This window comes from Lacisediminimonas sp., assembly GCF_030645335.1.
Taxonomy (GTDB): Bacteria; Pseudomonadota; Gammaproteobacteria; order Burkholderiales; family Burkholderiaceae_D; genus Lacisediminimonas.
Genome location: NZ_JAUSNH010000044.1, coordinates 1 through 17372, shown reverse-complemented (window position 1 = coordinate 17372; position 17372 = coordinate 1). Strand labels below are relative to the sequence as shown.

Sequence of the window (17372 nt, the reverse complement as noted above, 5' to 3'; positions counted from 1 at the left end):
AACCTCCCCGCGTGCTATGCCAGGTGTGCCTTCAGCGCGTCCTTGACCACCGTTGGCAACATGCGCAGGATCGCCCGCGCCGCGACCGACAGTGCATGACTCTTGTTGGTCGAAAGGAACAGGGTCTGCGGTAACGTCGGATTGGTAATGGGGACCGCCACCACGATGCCGCGCTTTACTTCCTGGATGATCAGGTGCAAAGGCATCACGCTGTAGAGTCCGCTGTGGATGATGGCCGATTTCAGCGCCACGGATGAACTGACTTCCAGGTGTGGCTTTATCGACATGCCGATCTGTTTTGCGGCATCGTCGAGCGCGCCGCGCAATGCGTTGGGCCGGATCGGCAAGACTAGCGGCAACCGGACCACGCTTTCAAACTTCAGCGAGCTCCAGGTGGCCAGCGGATCGCCGGCCGGAGCCACCAGCAGCAGCTTGCTTTCGAACAGGGGATTGTCGAGCCGGCCGCCGGTTCGGTAGATATTCGAGATGCCAATATCAATCTTGCCGGATGCCAGCCATTCATTGATATCGCCGCTGTAAGCGTCATGTATGCGCAACTGGATCGCCGGAAACTGCTGCTGCACCTGGTTGAACAAGCGCCCCACCAATGCCTCGGATACGGACGGAACCAGTCCGATGTTGACGATGCCGCGCGGCGCGCTCATCAACGCCTGTGCGTCGTCGACCAGTCCCCGCGCCCCGCCCAGCACAAGGCGCGCCTTGGGCAGTAATTCTTCGCCCAGCTCCGTCAGGCTCATGCCACGCCCGGTGCGGTAAAAAAGCCGCCCGCTCAATTCACTCTCCAGTGCGGACACATTCCTGCTCATTGCAGATTGCGCGATGCCCAGCGCCGCCGCTGCACGCGAAAGGCTGCCCAGTTCCGCGGCCAGTACAAAGAACGCCAACTGTTTCAGATCCATGATGATGCGGGACGTCTGGGGGCGGGTCGGACCATGGGCGGCGGTAGTGGTGGCCTGCTTATCGCAGTGGCGCTTTCCCAGTCGTCCCGCGCTGGATCAGCTGGATCGGTAGGACGTCCATTGACGCCGGCGTGAAATTCCTGTCGCGGATCAGTTCGAGCAGCCGTCGCGCCGCCGTGCGCGCCATCACAGCGACCGGCTGCCGGATGGTGGTGAGCGACACCAACGGCGACCCGGCCAGCGGAATGTCGTCGAAACTGATCACGGACAAGCGCTCCGGCACCGCAATCCCGCTGCGCTTTGCTGCGCTCAAAACGCCCAGCGCGATCGTGTCATTGCCGGCAATGATGGCAGTTAGCCGCTTTGACTGCGACAGCAGCGAAAGCGTATTGGAATAGCCGCTTTCAGTCGTGTAGTCGCCAAAAATAATCGGCACGTCGCTGCGCGGGATACCATTTTCTTCCAGCCAGGCCAGTGCGCCGGCACTGCGGTCGCGCGTGGTCGATGTATTGCGCGGCCCCATCACCATGCCGATGTCGCGGTGGCCCAATTCATAAAGGTGGCGCGCCGCCTCGACGGCGGCGTGCTTGTTGTCGACCACGACGGTATCGACCCCCGATTCATCGACCGAACGAACCACCAGCACCAATGGAATGCCGCGCTTTTTGATCTCGGCGACCACCGGCGAATCCAGGTTGGCAGTGGCAAAGATGAGTCCGTCCAGGAAACCGTCGATCAGCGGGCGCAGCGTTTGCAGGCTGCTCGACTCGCTCATCGAGTCGATGATCAGCGTGATGTGGTAACCCGATTCGCGAAAGGCATTGTGCAAGTGCTCAAGCAGCGTGGGCATGAACCAGTTATCGAGCCCGCCAACCACCACCCCGACAATCTTGGTGGCCGACTTGCGCGCCCGGGCGCCTTGTATGCGCAGCCGGTATCCCACCTGGCGGGCGGCCGCCTCGACGGCTTCGCGCGTTTCCAGGCTGATGGCCGTATTGCCGGACAGTGCGCGCGACGCGGTCGACGCCGAGACGCCTGCGGCAATGGCCACATCGCCGAGCGTCGCGGCGCGGGCGCCGGTTTTCTTGCGGTGAGCAGAAGGCATGCGCTACCTCGTGAGCTTTGGAATTTTATTGCATAGATATTGCATGAATATGCACGGCAACCTGCATGCAATGTACGCTATTGCACCCTCGCAAGATAGTAAAAAATAGGAAGCGGGAAGAAAAAAACGGGCAGCCTGACTGTCATTTGAACGGCGTCACGCCCATTCTGGAACCGGGATCAAGCGGAGCAGTCGCCAGACCAGGCTTGCGAATGCGTCGCTTGCATAAACTTTTCATGAAATATTCTGCAACAAGCAGGAAATCTGCTTTATTGTTCGTTCACAACAGAGCCCGCTTTCAGAACAAGCACAGCAAAAACAAAGCGGGGACATAGAAAGAGGGAGACATCTCTTCGCCCAAATTTTCTTGACAGTACCTTTCGACGGCGCCGGCAATTGGCGCATCCGTTCAACACACTGTGTCAGGCCGTGAGGATATGAAGAGATTCGGATTAAAAGTGCTCTACCTGCTGTTCCCCTGGACATTGATCCTGACGGTCTGGTACCTGATACCGCTGACCGGCCTGGTCAATGAAGCCCTGGTCCCCTTGCCCCATGTCGTGGCAAAGAAATTCGTGGTGCTGATGACGGTCAATGACCTCTGGATCGACATGCTGGTGTCTTGCCGCAGGGTGCTTTCCGGCCTGGCGCTTGGCATCACGGCGGCAGTCCCGGCGGCGTTCCTGCTCGGCTGGTACAAACCGGCGCGCCGCCTGGTCGATCCGATGATCAACTTCTTCCGCTCGCTGCCGCCCATTGCCCTGATCCCGCTGATCATCGTGTACTTCGGCATCGATGAACTGGCCAAGACCGTGATGTTGTTCTACGCGGCGTTTTTCGCCAGCGTGATCGTGATGTATGAAGGGATCGTGCAGACCAACCCGGTATTCATCCGGGTTGCCCGCACCCTTGGCGCCAGCGACTTCGAAATTTTCTGGCGCGTGATCGTGCCGCTTTCGGTGCCGCACATCCTGACCGCGTTGCGGGTGGCGCTCGGCGTTTCCTGGGCGACGCTGGTGGCGTCGGAACTGGTTGCAGCCCAACGGGGCCTGGGTGCGGTAATCCAGAACGCCTCCAATTATTTTCAGATCGACACCGTCTATGTCGGGATCATCAGCATTGGCGCGATTGCCGTCTTCATGGACGCGATTTTGAGAATGGTGACGGCCCGTGCCGTCCGCTGGCAAGACAGGATGACATCATGAACGGCAAGCCACGCATCGTCATCGAGCACCTGAACAAGACCTTCAAGACCGATCACGGACCCCTGACGGTACTGAGCGATGTGTCGCTGACAGTCCATGACGGCGAATTCATTTCCATCATCGGACCCTCGGGTTGCGGCAAGACGACACTGCTCAATATCGTCGCCGGCTTCCAGCACCAGGATCAGGGCACGGTGACGCTGGATGGACGTTCCATCACCGGCCCGGATGCGGAACGCGGCGTGATCTTCCAGGACTACGGTGTTTTCCCGTGGCTGACGGTGGAAGAAAACATTGCGTTCGGCCTGACGCTCAAGAGAAAGCGCCTGCCGTCGGACGAGCGCGCAAAACTGGTCGCGCACTACATCAATATGATGGGACTCAAGGGCTTTGAGAAGGCTTATCCGAAGACCCTCTCCGGCGGCATGAAGCAGCGCGTTGCCTTAGCGCGCAGCTATGCGGTCAAGCCGGAATTCCTGTTGATGGATGAGCCCTTCGGCGCGCTCGATGCGCAGACCCGCAGCGCGATGCATGACCTGCTGTTGCATGCGCTGGAAACAGAAGGCAAGACCGTGATGCTGATTACGCACTCGGTCGAGGAAGCCCTGTACCTGTCGTCGCGCATCGTGGTGGCCACGGCCAGGCCCACGCGTATCCAGCGCATCATCGAAGTCCCCTTCCCGTATCCTCGGCGCCCGGAATTGCTCAGGACTCCCGAGTTCGTGAACCTGCAGCAGGAAATCCATGAACTGGTAATGCAGCAGTACGCAGCACAGCAGAAGTTGCAATCCGTAGGCGTGTAGGGCCAAAAAACCATATGAGGAGACCGTCATGAACAAGATCAATATCAATCGCCGCAAATTCAACGCCGCACTAGGTTCCGCCGTCGCATTCGGCGGCCTGGCGCCTGGCCTGGTGATCGCCCAGCCAAAGACCAAGATCCGCATCGGCTACCTGCACGTACTGAGCGTGGACGGCCATATGTGGATCGCCAAGCATCTGGGCGCCTTCGAGAAAGAAGGGCTTGAGGTCGAGCTGCGTGAATTCAATTCGGGCGTGGAGATTTTCCAGGCAATGATCGGCGGCAGCCTCGACGTGCTGACGACCGGTGGCGTACTGTCGAACTTCCCTGCACGCAACCAGGGCAAGGTCTTCCTGCTCAATAATATTGAGCAGTCTGTCGGCCAGGTCTGGGTCAACGGCGGCGCCGGCATCAACACCATCGCCGACCTCAAGGGCAAGAAGGTCGTCACCACCCGCGGCACCACCGCGCACCTGTGCCTGCATGAAGGCCTGAAGACGGTAGGACTGGATTCCGCCAAGGACGTGGAGATCATCAACCAACGCATGGGCGACGCCGTCACGTCCTTCATCGCCGGGGCAGCGCCGGCCGTCGCCACATGGGTACCGTTCAACACCGCGATCAAGGCAAAAATGCCGACCGCCAAAAAGCTGTTCGACGCCGGCAAGATGCCGCAAGCCTGGATCGTCGACGGCTGGGCCGCTCGCAATGATTTCCATGACAAGAACAAGGACGCGCTGCGCCGCGTGATTTCGGCCTGGACCATCGCCAACGACTACATCATGGCCAAGCCGCAAGAAGCGCTGGATATCCTGCACAAGTCCTACTACGCCAACCTCAAGCGGGATGACGTCGACGAAATGTACAACGCGGCGAAATTCTATTCGACGCAAGAATGGGCAAAGCTGTACGCCGACGGCACCGCCGCCAAGTGGCTCAACCAGGTCACGCAGTTCAACGTCAATATCGGCGCAATCGAGAAGGCCATTTATGCAGACAAGTATTTCGATACCAGCCTGTACGCCGACGTCATGAAGAAACGCAAAGCCTGACGCCAGGCAGCAGCGGCCAGGCGCATCGCGCCTGGCCTGAAGCTTAACCTTCGGAGAAAACATGAAAGACAAGGATGCATCCCTGGCGGGAGGACGGGTCGCGATCGTAACCGGCGGCGCAACGGGAGTCGGCCTGGCCATTTGCACCAGGCTGGCCCAGGACGGGATCGACGTCGTGGTCGCCGACCGCGACCTGAATGCAGCGCAGGCTGCGGCAACGATGCTGGGTGCGATGGGCGTGCAGACGCTGGCGCTGGGCACGGATGTCGGCAGCGACGCCGCGCTGGAGCAAATGGTGGCGGCGACCATGGAGCGCTTCGGCCGCATCGATTACCTGGTCAACAACGCCGGCGTGCTGGGCCCGATCAAGCCCTTGTGGGAGCTGACGTCGGAAGAAGTGGCCATGGTGTACGACCTCAACGTCAAGGCGGTGTTCACCGCCACCCGGCTGGTGGTGCGTCACATGCTGGAGCGCAAGTCCGGCTCGATCGTGTCGCTGGCCTCGGTCGCCGGCAAGGACGGGCCGAAGAACATGTCAATTTATGCATCGTCCAAAGCGGCCGTGATTGGGTTCACGAAATCATGGGCGAAGGAACTAGCGCCGCTGGGAATCCGGGTCAATTGCGTGTCGCCTTCATTGATCAGTTCAACCGGCATGCAGAACGCGATGCCCGCCTGGTTCGTGGAGGACTCCATCAGCCGCATTCCGATGGGCCGCGCCGCCAGTGCCGACGAGGTCGCCAATGTCATCAACTTCCTGCTGTCGGACCAGGCCGCGTTCGTGACCGGCGCCTGTTACGACGTCAGCGGCGGGCGGGCGGTTTATTGACGCCGACACCGATGCCGGCCGGGGGCCGGGCAAGTCCGGCAAAGAGGCCAGCCAGCAAACCCTGTAATCAAGAACCAGCAAGCAAACCCAACCAGACCAAGTGAAACAGATGAGCGATTCTTTGACAATGCTACCCCCCGCCAACGAGGTCCGGCAACTACACGACCTGTCGGGCAAAGTGGCCATGGTGACCGGCGCCGGCTCCGGTTTGGGCCGGGCAATGGCCTGGGGCATGGCATGCAATGGCGCCGATATCGTGATCGTCGACCAGGACGCCGCCAAAGCCCGCGCCTGCGCCGACGAAATCGCCGCTGGCAGCGGCCGCAAGACCATGAGCCTGGGCGGCGATGTCAGCGCCGAGGACGATGTGCGCGCCGCGGTGATGGCGGCGCTGGCCGGTTTCGGCCGTGTCGATATCCTGGTCAACAATGCCGGCCACAACATCCGCAAGCCGGTCAGCCAGTTCAGCGTCGACGAATTCGACTCGCTGCATAACGTCCATGTACGCGGCACCTTCCTGTTCTGCAAGCATCTGTCCGAACACATGCAGCAACGCGGCAGCGGATCGATCATCAACATTTCGTCGATGCTGGGACTGATTGCCGCACCCGGGGTCGCGCCCTACGCGGCCGCCAAGGCGGCGATCGCCGCATTCAGTCGCGTGTTCGCGCTGGAGATGGCGCCGCATGGCGTACGTGTGAACGCCATTGCGCCGGGCTACATCGACACACCGCTTACCCGCACCCATCCGGACGAGGTGCGTGCACGCATCATCAACGTCACGCCCATGGGCCGTTTCGGCCTGCCGCGCGAGCTGATCGGACCGATGCTGTTCCTGGCGTCGGAGGCATCGAGTTTCGTGACCGGCACCACGCTGCTGGTGGATGGCGGCTGGACCGCGCAATGACACGCTCACGATGAAACGAAAAGGCAATACCGCACCTGATTGGAGTTTGCGCCCGGCGCACCGCCAGTAGCAGGTGTCCCAAACGGATTTCAACCGCTTCAAGCAACGCAGCCACCAGGATTAGGAGAACACGACATGGATCTGACACATAGCGACGTACAAAAAATTGTTGAAATACTCAACAGCGCCGACCAGCTCGAAGAAGTGGAGCTGGTGTTTGCCGGCTTGCGGCTGCATGTGCGCAAGGGCCGCAGCGCTGCGGCAGCAGCCCCGTTTGCAGCTGCACCGATCGCCGCCCCCGTTACAGCGCCGGTCCGGATCGCAGCCCCGGCAGCAGCCGTACCAGCACCGGCACCCGCGGACGGTGCAAGCGCCGCACTGGCCCCCGGCCAGGTCGGCGTGTACTCGCCGATGCTGGGTACTTTCTATCACGCGCCTTCACCGGGCGAAAAACCGTTCGTTGAAGTCGGCCAGCGCGTCAAGGCCGACGACAACGTCGGCGTCATCGAAGTCATGAAACTGTTCAATACGATCCGGGCCGGCGTCGCCGGCACGGTGGTACGCATAGAGGCCGGCAACGCCTGCCTGGTGGAGTTCAACCAGGTGCTGATCGTCATCGATACCAACGGGGGCTAAGCCGTGACTGCCCCTGCCCTGTTCAACCGGATTTATATCGCCAACCGCGGCGAGATTGCGGTGCGCATCATCCGCGCATGCAAGTCGCTGGGTATTGAAACCGTGGTCGGTGTGTCTGAAGCCGACCGCGGCAGCCTGGCTGCACAGCTCGCCACGCGCAGTGTGTGCATCGGGCCTGCGCCCTCGCGCGACAGCTACCTGCGTCCGGAAATCCTGATCACCGCAGCCCTGGCAACGGGCTGCCAGGCGGTGCATCCGGGCTATGGATTCCTGTCGGAGCGCGCGCATTTTTCACGCTTGTGCGCCGAGAATGGGCTGGTCTTCATCGGACCATCGCCGGAGGCTATCGAGTCGATGGGCGACAAGCTGACCGCGGTGCGGCTGGCCGATGCCGCCGGTGTCGCCCGCGTGCCAGGTTCGGACAAGGTCACCGATGTCGACGTGGCGCGCCGGGATGCGCAGCGTATCGGCTACCCGTTTCTGTTCAAGGCCAGCGCCGGCGGCGGTGGTCGCGGCATGCGCCTGGTGCGTACCGCGCCGGAACTGGCCGACGCCATGGAGTCGGCTTCTGCCGAAGCCCTGGCCGCTTTTGGCGATGCCACCGTATATATGGAAAAGTATATCGAGCGGGCGCGCCATATCGAAATACAAGTGCTGGGCGATTCGCACGGCAACGTGGTGCATCTGGGTGAGCGCGACTGCTCGACCCAGCGCCGCCACCAAAAACTGATCGAAGAAGCGCCCTCGCCTTTCATACCGGATTCGGTGCGCCGCAAACTGGCGGACGACGCCGTGCGCCTGGCCCGGCAAGTCAATTACCAGGGCGCGGGCACGGTTGAGTTCGTCTATGACGAAGACACGCAGCAAGCCTATTTCCTGGAGATGAACACCCGCATCCAGGTCGAACATCCGGTCACTGAAATGATCACCGGCCAGGACCTGGTCGCCGAGCAGATCCGGATTGCCGCCGGCCAGCCGATTTCATTTACCCAAGAGCAAATGCAGATCACCGGGCATGCGATCGAGTGCCGCATCAACGCTGAAGATGCGCAACGCAATTTCTCGCCGTCGCCCGGGCGTATCGGCCAATGGCAATTGCCCGCCGGTGAAGGCGTGCGGGTCGACACCCATTGCTTCGAGGGCTATATGGTGCCGCCGTACTACGACTCGCTGCTGGGCAAGCTGATCGTGCTGGGAACGGACAGGACGGATGCGATTCGACGGTTGCAGGTCGCACTCGACGCCTTCGTCGTGACCGGCGTGTCCACCACGGTGGACTTCCACCGCGCGGTGATCGGGCATGCCGATTTTGCCGAGGGCCGGGTCAATACACGCTGGGTGGAAGAAACTTTCCTGTCGAGCCGCACCGAGGCGGCGACAGCGTGAGCGCGCAAGCGCGCCGCACCAGCAACACAGCACAACAGGATAGAAAACGGAGGATGTCTTGAACAACGCGCAACAGCAGGCAGGCAGCAGCGACGCAACAGCGACGCACGGCAAGGGAAAGAGTATCGGCGTGGTGGACACCACGCTGCGCGATGCGCACCAGTGCCTGTGGGCCACCCGGATGACCACGGCGCACATGCTGCCGGTGGCCGACATGATGGACAACATCGGATTCGAGCGGATCGACCTGGCCGGCACCATCCAGTTCGATGTTTGCGTGCGCTACCTGAAAGAAAATCCGTGGGAGCGAGTGCGCCTGATGCGCGACCGCCTGCAAAAGACACCGATGAGTTCGTTCACCCGCTCCAAGAGCATCATGAGCTTCGATTTCATTCCGGACGACATTGTCGAACTCTGGGTGGAGCGGCTGGTGGCCAATGGTTTTCGCGAGATCGGCACCTTCGACGGCTTGAATGACGTCGACAACATGCTGGTCACGATCAACGCCGCCCGCAAGCTCGGGGTGCGCGCCATCGGTGCGGTGTCGTATGGCCTGTCGCCGGTCCATACCGACGAGGTCTACGTCAAGACCGTGACCGACCTGGTCAAGCGCGGAAAGGTCGATGCGATCTGGATCAAGGACGCCGGCGGCTTGCTGACGGTGGACCGGATCCGCACGCTGGTGCCGGCCCTGAAACAGGTGATGGGCAATATTCCGCTTGAATTGCATAGCCACTGCATGACCGGCATTGCGCCGCTGATGTACCTGGAAGGCATACAGGCCGGCGCCGACGCCGTGCACACTTCGATTGCGCCGCTGGCAAACGGCAATGCCCAGCCATCCATACAGAACATAGCCAGCAATTTGCGGGCGCTGGGCTACAAGGTCGATCTCGACGACGCACTGATCGGGCGCGTCGGAGAACACTTCCGCCGCGTCGCCGAGCAGGAAGGCAAGCCCTTGGGCCAGGTACAGGAATACGACGCCTTCCATTACGAGCACCAGCTGCCGGGCGGCATGATGGCCAACTTCCGGGTTCAGTTGCAGGAGCTGGGCATGTCGCACAAGTACCAGGAAGTTCTGGAGGAATGCGCACGGGTGCGCAAGGAACTCGGCTATCCGATCCTGATCACGCCCTTCGCACAGTTCGTCGGCACCCAAGCGGTGATGAATGTGCTGCACGGCGAGCGCTACAAGATCGTGCCGGACGAGGTGAAGAAATATGCGCTGGGCTATTACGGCAAACTATTGTCGCCGGTCGATCCGGCGGTGATGGACAAAATTGTCGAGAACGGTTCACAACGCATTGCGCTCAAATCCGAACCGCTGGCGCCGGCGCTGCACAAGCTGCGCGCCCAGCATCCCAACATGAGCGACGACGAGCGCGTGCTGCGCTTCATGTACGCCGGCAACCAGGTCGGCGAGATGCTGGCCGCCGGCCCGATGAAAACCACCTATGAGTTCGAAGCGCCGCTGGTGCGGCTGATGCGCGAACTGGCGGAGCGCCGCTACAGCAAGATCTGGCTCGGCGGGGCATGACCCGCAAGACCGATTCAATTATCCGGAGAGGAAACCAGATGGCCAGTCGCAAAGACGGATTCAAGGGAAGTATCGGCAAGACCTACAAGGATTCGGTGCCGTCGTGGCCGGACAAGCCGGCCGCGCCGGAGAACGCGCCGAATATCGTTTTCATCGTGCTTGACGATGTCGGCTTTTCCGACATCGGTTGCTACGGTTCCGAGATCGCGACGCCGCGCATGGATGCGCTGGCCGCCAAGGGCGCGCAGTACACCAACTTCAATGTGACGTCGATGTGTTCGCCAACGCGGGCCTGCCTGCTGACGGGCCGCAATTCGCATTCGGTGGGGGTGGGCATTATCGCGGAGTGGTCGAGCGGCTTTCCCGGCTACAGCGGCCAATTGTCGAGCCGGGCGGCGACCGTGCCGGAAGTACTGGCGCCGCATGCCTACTCCAGCTACGCGATCGGCAAGTGGCACCTGACCAATATCGCCGACTACGGCGCTGCCGGACCGCATGACAACTGGCCGATCGGCAAGGGCTTCAATCGCTGGTATGGCTTCCATGGTGCGCTGACAGACCAGTGGAACCCGGAACTGTGCCAGGACAACCGGCCGATCCAGCTGCAAAAGCCCGAGCAATACCATCTCAGCACCGATCTGGTGGACCATGCGCTGTCGGACGTGCGGGATCATGTTTCGTCGGCGCATGGCAGGCCGTTTTTCGTCTATCTCGCTTTTGGCGCCTGCCATTGGCCGCATCACGTGCCGCAGGAATATATCGACCGCTACAAGGGCCGTTATGACGGCGGCTGGGACGGTATCCGCGCCGAGCGCCTGAAGAAGCAGCTCCTGCTGGGCGTGGTGCCGCCCAATACCACGCTGGCGCCGCTCAACCCCGGCGTCGAGCCGTGGGAAGCGCTGCCCGGGGATCACAAGAAACTGTTCGCGCGGTTGCAGGAAACCTATGCCGGCTTCCTGGAGCACACCGACCATGAAATCGGCCGGCTGGTCGACCATCTGGACACCATCGGCCAGCTCGACAATACCCTGATCGTACTGCTGTCGGACAACGGCGCCAGTGCGGAAGGCGGGCCCACCGGCGCGATCAACCTGCGCAAGCACATGGTGTACGAGAAGGAAGATCCGTCGGTCGGGCTGGCGCGGCTGGACCAGATCGGCAGCGAGATGGCGTACAACCACTATCCGACCGGCTGGGCGCAAGTCTCGAACACACCATTGAAGTGGTACAAGAAAGGCGCCCACGGCGGCGGCGTGCGCGCACCGCTGATCATGAACTGGCCGGGACAAATCGCAACGCCAGGCGCGCTGCGCCATCAGTACCACCATGTCACGGACATTGCACCGACGCTGTACGACATCCTCGACATCCAGGCGCCTGCTGAATTCCGCGGCGTCGCGCAATTGCCGATACACGGCACCAGCATGGCCTACACGCTGGCGCAATCGGACGCGCCCACGACCAAACATACCCAATTGTTCGAATTGCTCGGCGACCGCGCCATCTGGCATCGCGGCTGGAAAGCGGTGGCGCGCCATCCGAAAGGCAATGATTTCGAAAGCGATGAGTGGGAGCTGTACCACCTCGAACAAGACTATGCCGAGATTGTCGACCTGTCGGCCAAGGAGCCGGCCAAGTTACGGGAACTGGTCGACTTGTGGTGGCAGCAAGCGCGCGAAATGGATGTATTGCCGCTCGACGACCGCGACTGGGAGCGGGCGGCGGAACGGCTCAAGGAAGGGCCGACCCGACATTACGAATTCCACGGCGACATGTCGCGCATCGATCGGCTGGCCTCACCGGATATTACCGACCGCAGCTACACGGTGCAGGCCGAGTTCGAGGTAGCGCGGGGCGTGCAGCCGGAGGGCGTGCTGCTGGCCTGGGGCAGCCACTTCGGCGGCTTCGTGCTGTACCTGAAGAACGGCAAGGTTCGCTACGAATACGTGTATTCCGAATCGCTCAAGCACGAGCTGGCGCTGGACTTCACACCTGGCCCTGGCAAGCACACCGTCACGCTGCGTTTCGAGCGCAGCGGCAAGAACGCCGGCCAGGTCTGGCTCACTGCGGGGTCGAGCCAGGCCGGACCATTGGCGATACCACGCACCTGGCCCACGCATGGCACGACGGCGGGCCTGAATTGCGGTCTCGACGCCGGTGCGCCAGTCAGTTTTTCTTATGAGCGGCCGTTCTGCTTTACCGGATCGTCGCTACGGGTTTCAGTGGACCTGGAGCTCGAATCGGATGCGCCGACCGGCGCCGCCTACGCAACCGTGCTCAAGGAGCAATGATGGACAAGCCATTGCAGGGCCAGGTAGCGGTGATCACGGGCGGCGGACGCGGAATCGGGCGCGCGATTGCGCTGGGCTATGCCGCGGCAGGGGCCGCGGTTTGCTGCTCGTCGCGTTCGTCCACACAGCTTGACGAAACCGTTGCACTGATCATCGCTGCCGGTGGCCGCGCCATCGGCATACCCGCCGATGTGACCGACACCGCCAGCATGGCCCAGTTATTCGCAGAAACCGACAAGGCATTCGGACGGGTCGATATCGTGGTCGCCTGTGCCGGCGACGCGGCCGAAAACAAGTTGGTAGCCGAGTCCGATCCGATGAAGTGGAAGCAAATCATCGAAACCAACCTGATCGGCGCTTTCCAGACCGCGCATGCCGCCATTCCGCTGCTGCGCCGCGCCGGGGCCGGCAAGATGATTTTCATTGGCTCGGGCATGGGTCACCGCAGCGGTCCGACCCGCTCTGCCTATGCTTCCTCCAAGGCCGGCCTGTGGATGCTGGTGCGCATCCTGTCGCAAGAGCTGGTGGCCGACAACATTGCCGTGAACGAGTTGATACCCGGGCCGGTCATGACCGACTTCATCAAGGGCCGGGAAGGCACGCTCGGCGCTGGCAGCGAATGGCTGAAGCAGCCGGAAGACGTGGTGCCAATGGCACTATTCATGGCGACCCAGCCCGCTACCGGGCCCACCGGACAGACCTTCAGCCTGGCCCGCCGTGAACTGTAATCAGCCAGCAGGCCCCGCCCCCGCCAGGTCGGCGCCAGGGCGAATTCGCATTGCAAGGATCGGAGATCTTTCATGGATGTGAAAATGAATCAAGCCGTAGCGCAGGCCAGCCCGCTGTCCACCAGCGGTGCGGCAAAGGCCCGGGCAAAGAGCGCCTTCCTGCTGGCAAGCAAGCCCGTGTTCTACAACCTGGTCTCCGTTGCCGGCGCGCTGGTCGCCTGGCACCTGCTTTCGTTGATGGTTGCGTCGCCGTTCTTTCCGTCACCGGACAAGATCCTGACGGCGTTCATCCATCTCGCCGCCGAAGGCGACACCAGCGGCAACTCGCTGTGGACGCATAGCTGGAGCAGCCTGTACCGGGTCATGGTGGGTTTCAGCTTTGCCGTCATCCTGGGGGTGCCGGTGGGTCTGTTGATGGGCTTGAACCGGCCGCTGTACGTTTCTACCCGCGCCATCGTCGAGCCCTTTCGCTTCATTCCGCCGATTGCCTGGATTCCGCTGGCGATCATTTTCTTTGCCGGCACGACGCGCTTTGCGTTCCTGATTTTCCTCGGTGCGTTCTTTCCGATCTATACGGCCACGCATGTCGGTGTGTCGCGGGTGGAGCCGATCCACCGCAAAGTCTTCATGGTGCATGGCGCCAGCAAGTTCCAGATCCTGGCGCATGTGGTGATTCCCACCGTATTGCCCGATGTGCTGGGCGGCATGCGGGTGGCAATGGGCGCGGCGTGGCTGACCATCGTCGCCGCCGAGCTGACCGGCGGCACCGGCGTCGGACTCGGCCGGATGATGGTCGACTATGCCGAGCTGCTGAAGATTCCGGAAGTCATCGTCGGCATGCTGCTGATTGGCGCAATCGGATTCGCTCTCAACGAAATATTGCTGCTGCTTGAAAAGCGCCTGTTCCGCTGGCGTTGGCAGGTGACGCTGTGATGCCGGGCGGCATAGCGCGGGACGATGCATCGATCAGCACAACACGGACATCCGGAGGGGAAATGAAGCAAGAACGAGCGATCAAGGTACGGGTGAATGAATCGCATCGCTATGGCGACTTGCTGGTGCATGACGGCGTGGAATTCGATGTACTGGAAAACGAGTTCCTGTGCGTCTGCGGCCAGAGCGGATGCGGCAAAACCACGCTGCTCGACATCCTGTCCGGACTGATGAAGCCATCGCAGGGCCATGTCCTGATCGACGGCGTGCCGGCCGATCCGAAGAAGCAGAATATTTCCTTTGTTTTCCAGGAGCCGTCGAACCTGCCGTGGCTGACCGTGCGCGACAACGTGGCGACCGGGCTGAACATCAAGAAAACGCCGAAGAATGAGGTCAGGGACATCGTCGACGACATCATCCGGATGGTCGGCCTGCAGGGTTTTGAAAACTACTATCCGCACCAGATCTCGGGCGGCATGAAGCAGCGGGTGGCCATCGCACGCGCATTCGCCACCGATGCCGACCTGATCCTGATGGACGAGCCCTTCGTCAGCCTGGACCAGCACACGCGGGAAAAAATGCAGCAGGAAATCCTCGACATCTGGCAGCACCGCAAGCGCACGGTGATTTTCGTGACCCACAACCTGGAAGAGGCGGTGTTCCTGGGCGATCGCGTGATCATCCTGACCAACAAGCCGGCGCGGGTCAGGGAGGCGGTGCCGATCAGCCTGCCGCGCCCGAGGAATGTGCTCAGCCCCGAATTCAACCTGGTGCGCACGTACTGCGCCGAGTCTCTCAATATGACGCGCGCGCCGCAGGGCGAAGCGGCCTGACAGCGCAAGCAACCGGCAAGAATTTTCCAGAAGCAGATCAACCAGCACGGACAGGCGCAGTACAACCGAAATAACAAATAAACCAGGAGATGACAATGACGACAATATTCAAGAAGGATTGGCTGGTGACGGGCGCGCTCAGCATGTTGTTGGCGGTGTCGGCGACGGCAATCGCCTTGCCGGCCCACGCGCAGGCCGGCAAGCCGCTGCAAGTAATCCGCCTGGCGGACCAACCGTCCGCGGAGGTGAGCTACACGGTGGTGTGGGTGGCCGAAGCGATGGGCTACTTTGCCGATGAAGGCATCCGGATCGAGCGCAAGACCTATGCCAATGGGCCGGCCGCCTTGCTTGAATTCGCCAACGGTTCGCTCGACGCGGTGATGGCCGCCGTTGCACCGTTCATGCAATTTGCCGCGCGTGGCGGCGACTTCAAGATGGTGGTCTCGCTGACCAAGGGCAATTCCGCGCTGGTGGGCTTGAAGAAATACAAGTCCTATGCCGATCTGAACGGCAAGAAAGTCGGCGTGCCCGGCCTGGGCACCACGCATGATGCCGTGCTCTCTTACGCCGAGCAAAGCCAGAACCTGAAATTCCAGCGGGTGTTCGGCAAGATCACTGACATCGCGGTGATGGTGGAAAAGGGCGAGGTCGATGCCTACATCGGCTGGGAGCCGGCCTCTGCAATGGCGATCGCACAGAACCCCAAGCTGCATTACATCGCGCAACTGCCGCCGATCAAAAATGTGGAGAGCCTGGAAATGATCGTGCAGACCAAGCTCGCCAAGGAAAACCCGGAGCTGGTCTATGGCTTCGTGCGCGCCATCCGCCGGGGCATCGAGTACACCAAGAACAATCCAAAGGAAAAAATCGCCGAGATCATCGTCAAGAAGATGGGCGACCCCAAAGCCACGCCGGTCATCATGAGCGCGCTCGACTCCGTGATCCTGAACGATCCGCGGGTCGACATGCCCTCATTTCGCATCCTGATGAACACCATCGCCAAGCAGGGCAAGATTCCGGCGGAACTGGTCAAGGATACGGATGGCTGGATCGGCAAATACCTTGATTACAGTTTCCTCGACCGGGCCGAGCGTTCGCTGGGCCTGGCGAAATAAGGGTTTATGGGCACGGTCCTGCCCGGCGCGTCCGGGCAGGAGATACAAGTCTTGTGCGGCAATGCAGTTTGCCAGCGCGTGAGCGAGCGCCGGCAAAACGGGATGAACGGGTAAAGCAGGATCTTCGAGTTATTGGAAAGGAGCCGACATGGCAATCTGGTTGAAAAAAGGCGGCGAAGCCGCAGTAGCAAAAAAGGTCGCAAAAGACGTGCGGGATACGGTCGAAACTATCCTGGCGGACATCGAGGCGCGCGGGGACACCGCTGTGCGCGAACTCTCCCGCAAGTTCGACAAGGTCGACCGCGACGACTACCGGCTGAGCAAGGCAGAGATCGATGATTGCCTGTCCCAGTTGTCGGACAAGAATTTGCAGGATATTGAATTCGCGCAGACCCAGGTCCGCAATTTTGCCCGCCACCAGCGCGCATGCATCCAGGATCTGGAAATAGAAACCCTGCCGGGCGTGATCCTCGGGCACAAGAATATCCCGATCAATGCGGCCGGTTGCTATGTCCCGGGCGGCAAATATCCGCTGCTGGCCAGCGCCCACATGTCGGTGATCACCGCCAAGGTGGCCGGCGTGCCGCGAATCATCACCTGCGCGCCACCCTTCCTGGGCAAGCCGGCGCCAGCGGTGGTGGCGGCGCAGCACATGGCCGGCGCCGACGAGATCTATTGCCTGGGCGGCATCCAGGCGGTGGCGGCGATGGCAATTGGTACTGCCAGCATCAAGCCGGTGGATATCCTGGTGGGACCGGGCAATGCCTTTGTGGCCGAGGCCAAGCGCCAGCTGTTCGGGCGCGTGGGCATCGACCTGTTCGCCGGTCCGACGGAGACGCTGGTGATCGCCGACGACACGGTGGACGGTGAAATGTGCGCCACCGATCTGCTCGGCCAGGCCGAACATGGCCCGGATTCGCCGGCGGTGTTGCTGACGACCTCGGAAAAACTGGCCCGGGAGACTATCCGCGAAGTCGAGCGCCTTCTGCAAATTCTGCCGACCCGCGAGATCGCTTCGGTTTCATGGGCCAAGTTCGGTGAAGTGATCGTCGCAGAAAGCAAACAGGAAATGCTGGAAATCGCCAACCGC

The 17372-nt window shown here is 61.5% G+C and carries 16 protein-coding genes; 14 read left to right on the top strand and 2 right to left on the bottom strand.

Features of this window, described 5'->3' with window-relative positions:
• Positions 1 to 14: 14 nt before the first annotated feature.
• Together Q7T64_RS03445 and Q7T64_RS03440 are read right to left on the bottom strand one after the other, a co-directional pair.
• On the bottom strand, positions 15 to 920 hold the full coding sequence (locus Q7T64_RS03445; protein WP_304791200.1) for a LysR family transcriptional regulator: 906 nt from the start codon (positions 918 to 920) through the stop codon (positions 15 to 17).
• Positions 921 to 978: 58 nt separating this feature from the next.
• Entirely contained in the window at positions 979 to 2025 is a 1047-nt protein-coding gene (locus Q7T64_RS03440) for a LacI family DNA-binding transcriptional regulator (RefSeq protein ID WP_304791196.1), read from the bottom strand.
• Between the two features lie 437 nt (positions 2026 to 2462).
• On the opposite strand from Q7T64_RS03440, the gene Q7T64_RS03435 reads away from it, so the two are divergent.
• From Q7T64_RS03435 to hisD, 14 genes are all read left to right on the top strand, one after another.
• Positions 2463 to 3230 (top strand): ABC transporter permease, encoded by a 768-nt coding sequence (locus tag Q7T64_RS03435; protein ID WP_304791193.1) that lies wholly within the window; start codon positions 2463 to 2465, stop codon positions 3228 to 3230.
• Positions 3227 to 4033, top strand: coding sequence for an ABC transporter ATP-binding protein (locus Q7T64_RS03430; RefSeq protein WP_304791190.1), 807 nt, complete (start codon positions 3227 to 3229; stop codon positions 4031 to 4033). Before Q7T64_RS03435 ends, Q7T64_RS03430 begins: the two co-directional genes overlap by 4 nt.
• A gap of 28 nt (positions 4034 to 4061) precedes the next feature.
• Positions 4062 to 5084 (top strand): ABC transporter substrate-binding protein, encoded by a 1023-nt coding sequence (locus Q7T64_RS03425; protein ID WP_304791187.1) that lies wholly within the window; start codon positions 4062 to 4064, stop codon positions 5082 to 5084.
• A gap of 61 nt (positions 5085 to 5145) precedes the next feature.
• Positions 5146 to 5913 carry an SDR family NAD(P)-dependent oxidoreductase gene (locus Q7T64_RS03420; protein ID WP_304791184.1) on the top strand — a complete coding sequence of 256 codons (768 nt, stop codon included), beginning with the start codon at positions 5146 to 5148 and terminating at the stop codon, positions 5911 to 5913.
• Positions 5914 to 6022: 109 nt separating this feature from the next.
• Positions 6023 to 6820 (top strand): SDR family NAD(P)-dependent oxidoreductase, encoded by a 798-nt coding sequence (locus Q7T64_RS03415; RefSeq protein ID WP_304791181.1) that lies wholly within the window; start codon positions 6023 to 6025, stop codon positions 6818 to 6820.
• A 135-nt stretch (positions 6821 to 6955) separates the two neighbouring features.
• The gene (accB, locus tag Q7T64_RS03410; protein WP_304791178.1) at positions 6956 to 7456 is read left to right on the top strand and encodes an acetyl-CoA carboxylase biotin carboxyl carrier protein; all 501 of its coding nucleotides are present in this window, start codon (positions 6956 to 6958) and stop codon (positions 7454 to 7456) included.
• Positions 7457 to 7459: 3 nt separating this feature from the next.
• Positions 7460 to 8842: an acetyl-CoA carboxylase biotin carboxylase subunit gene (accC, locus tag Q7T64_RS03405; RefSeq protein WP_370653247.1), complete on the top strand. Its 1383-nt coding sequence runs from the start codon at positions 7460 to 7462 to the stop codon at positions 8840 to 8842.
• 58 nt (positions 8843 to 8900) lie between these two features.
• Positions 8901 to 10382 (top strand): pyruvate carboxylase subunit B, encoded by a 1482-nt coding sequence (locus Q7T64_RS03400; protein ID WP_304791175.1) that lies wholly within the window; start codon positions 8901 to 8903, stop codon positions 10380 to 10382.
• Between the two features lie 38 nt (positions 10383 to 10420).
• Positions 10421 to 12673 (top strand): arylsulfatase, encoded by a 2253-nt coding sequence (locus Q7T64_RS03395; RefSeq protein ID WP_304791172.1) that lies wholly within the window; start codon positions 10421 to 10423, stop codon positions 12671 to 12673.
• On the top strand, positions 12673 to 13401 hold the full coding sequence (locus tag Q7T64_RS03390; protein WP_304791169.1) for an SDR family NAD(P)-dependent oxidoreductase: 729 nt from the start codon (positions 12673 to 12675) through the stop codon (positions 13399 to 13401). The genes Q7T64_RS03395 and Q7T64_RS03390 overlap by 1 nt, the downstream gene beginning before the upstream one ends.
• Positions 13402 to 13485: 84 nt before the next feature.
• Entirely contained in the window at positions 13486 to 14334 is an 849-nt protein-coding gene (locus Q7T64_RS03385; RefSeq protein WP_304791166.1) for an ABC transporter permease, read from the top strand.
• 62 nt (positions 14335 to 14396) lie between these two features.
• On the top strand, positions 14397 to 15167 hold the full coding sequence (locus Q7T64_RS03380) for an ABC transporter ATP-binding protein (RefSeq protein WP_304791164.1): 771 nt from the start codon (positions 14397 to 14399) through the stop codon (positions 15165 to 15167).
• Positions 15168 to 15262: 95 nt separating this feature from the next.
• On the top strand, positions 15263 to 16282 hold the full coding sequence (locus Q7T64_RS03375; RefSeq protein ID WP_304791161.1) for an ABC transporter substrate-binding protein: 1020 nt from the start codon (positions 15263 to 15265) through the stop codon (positions 16280 to 16282).
• Positions 16283 to 16430: 148 nt separating this feature from the next.
• On the top strand, positions 16431 to 17372 hold a 942-nt coding region (gene hisD, locus Q7T64_RS03370), incomplete at its 3' end, for a histidinol dehydrogenase (RefSeq protein ID WP_304791157.1).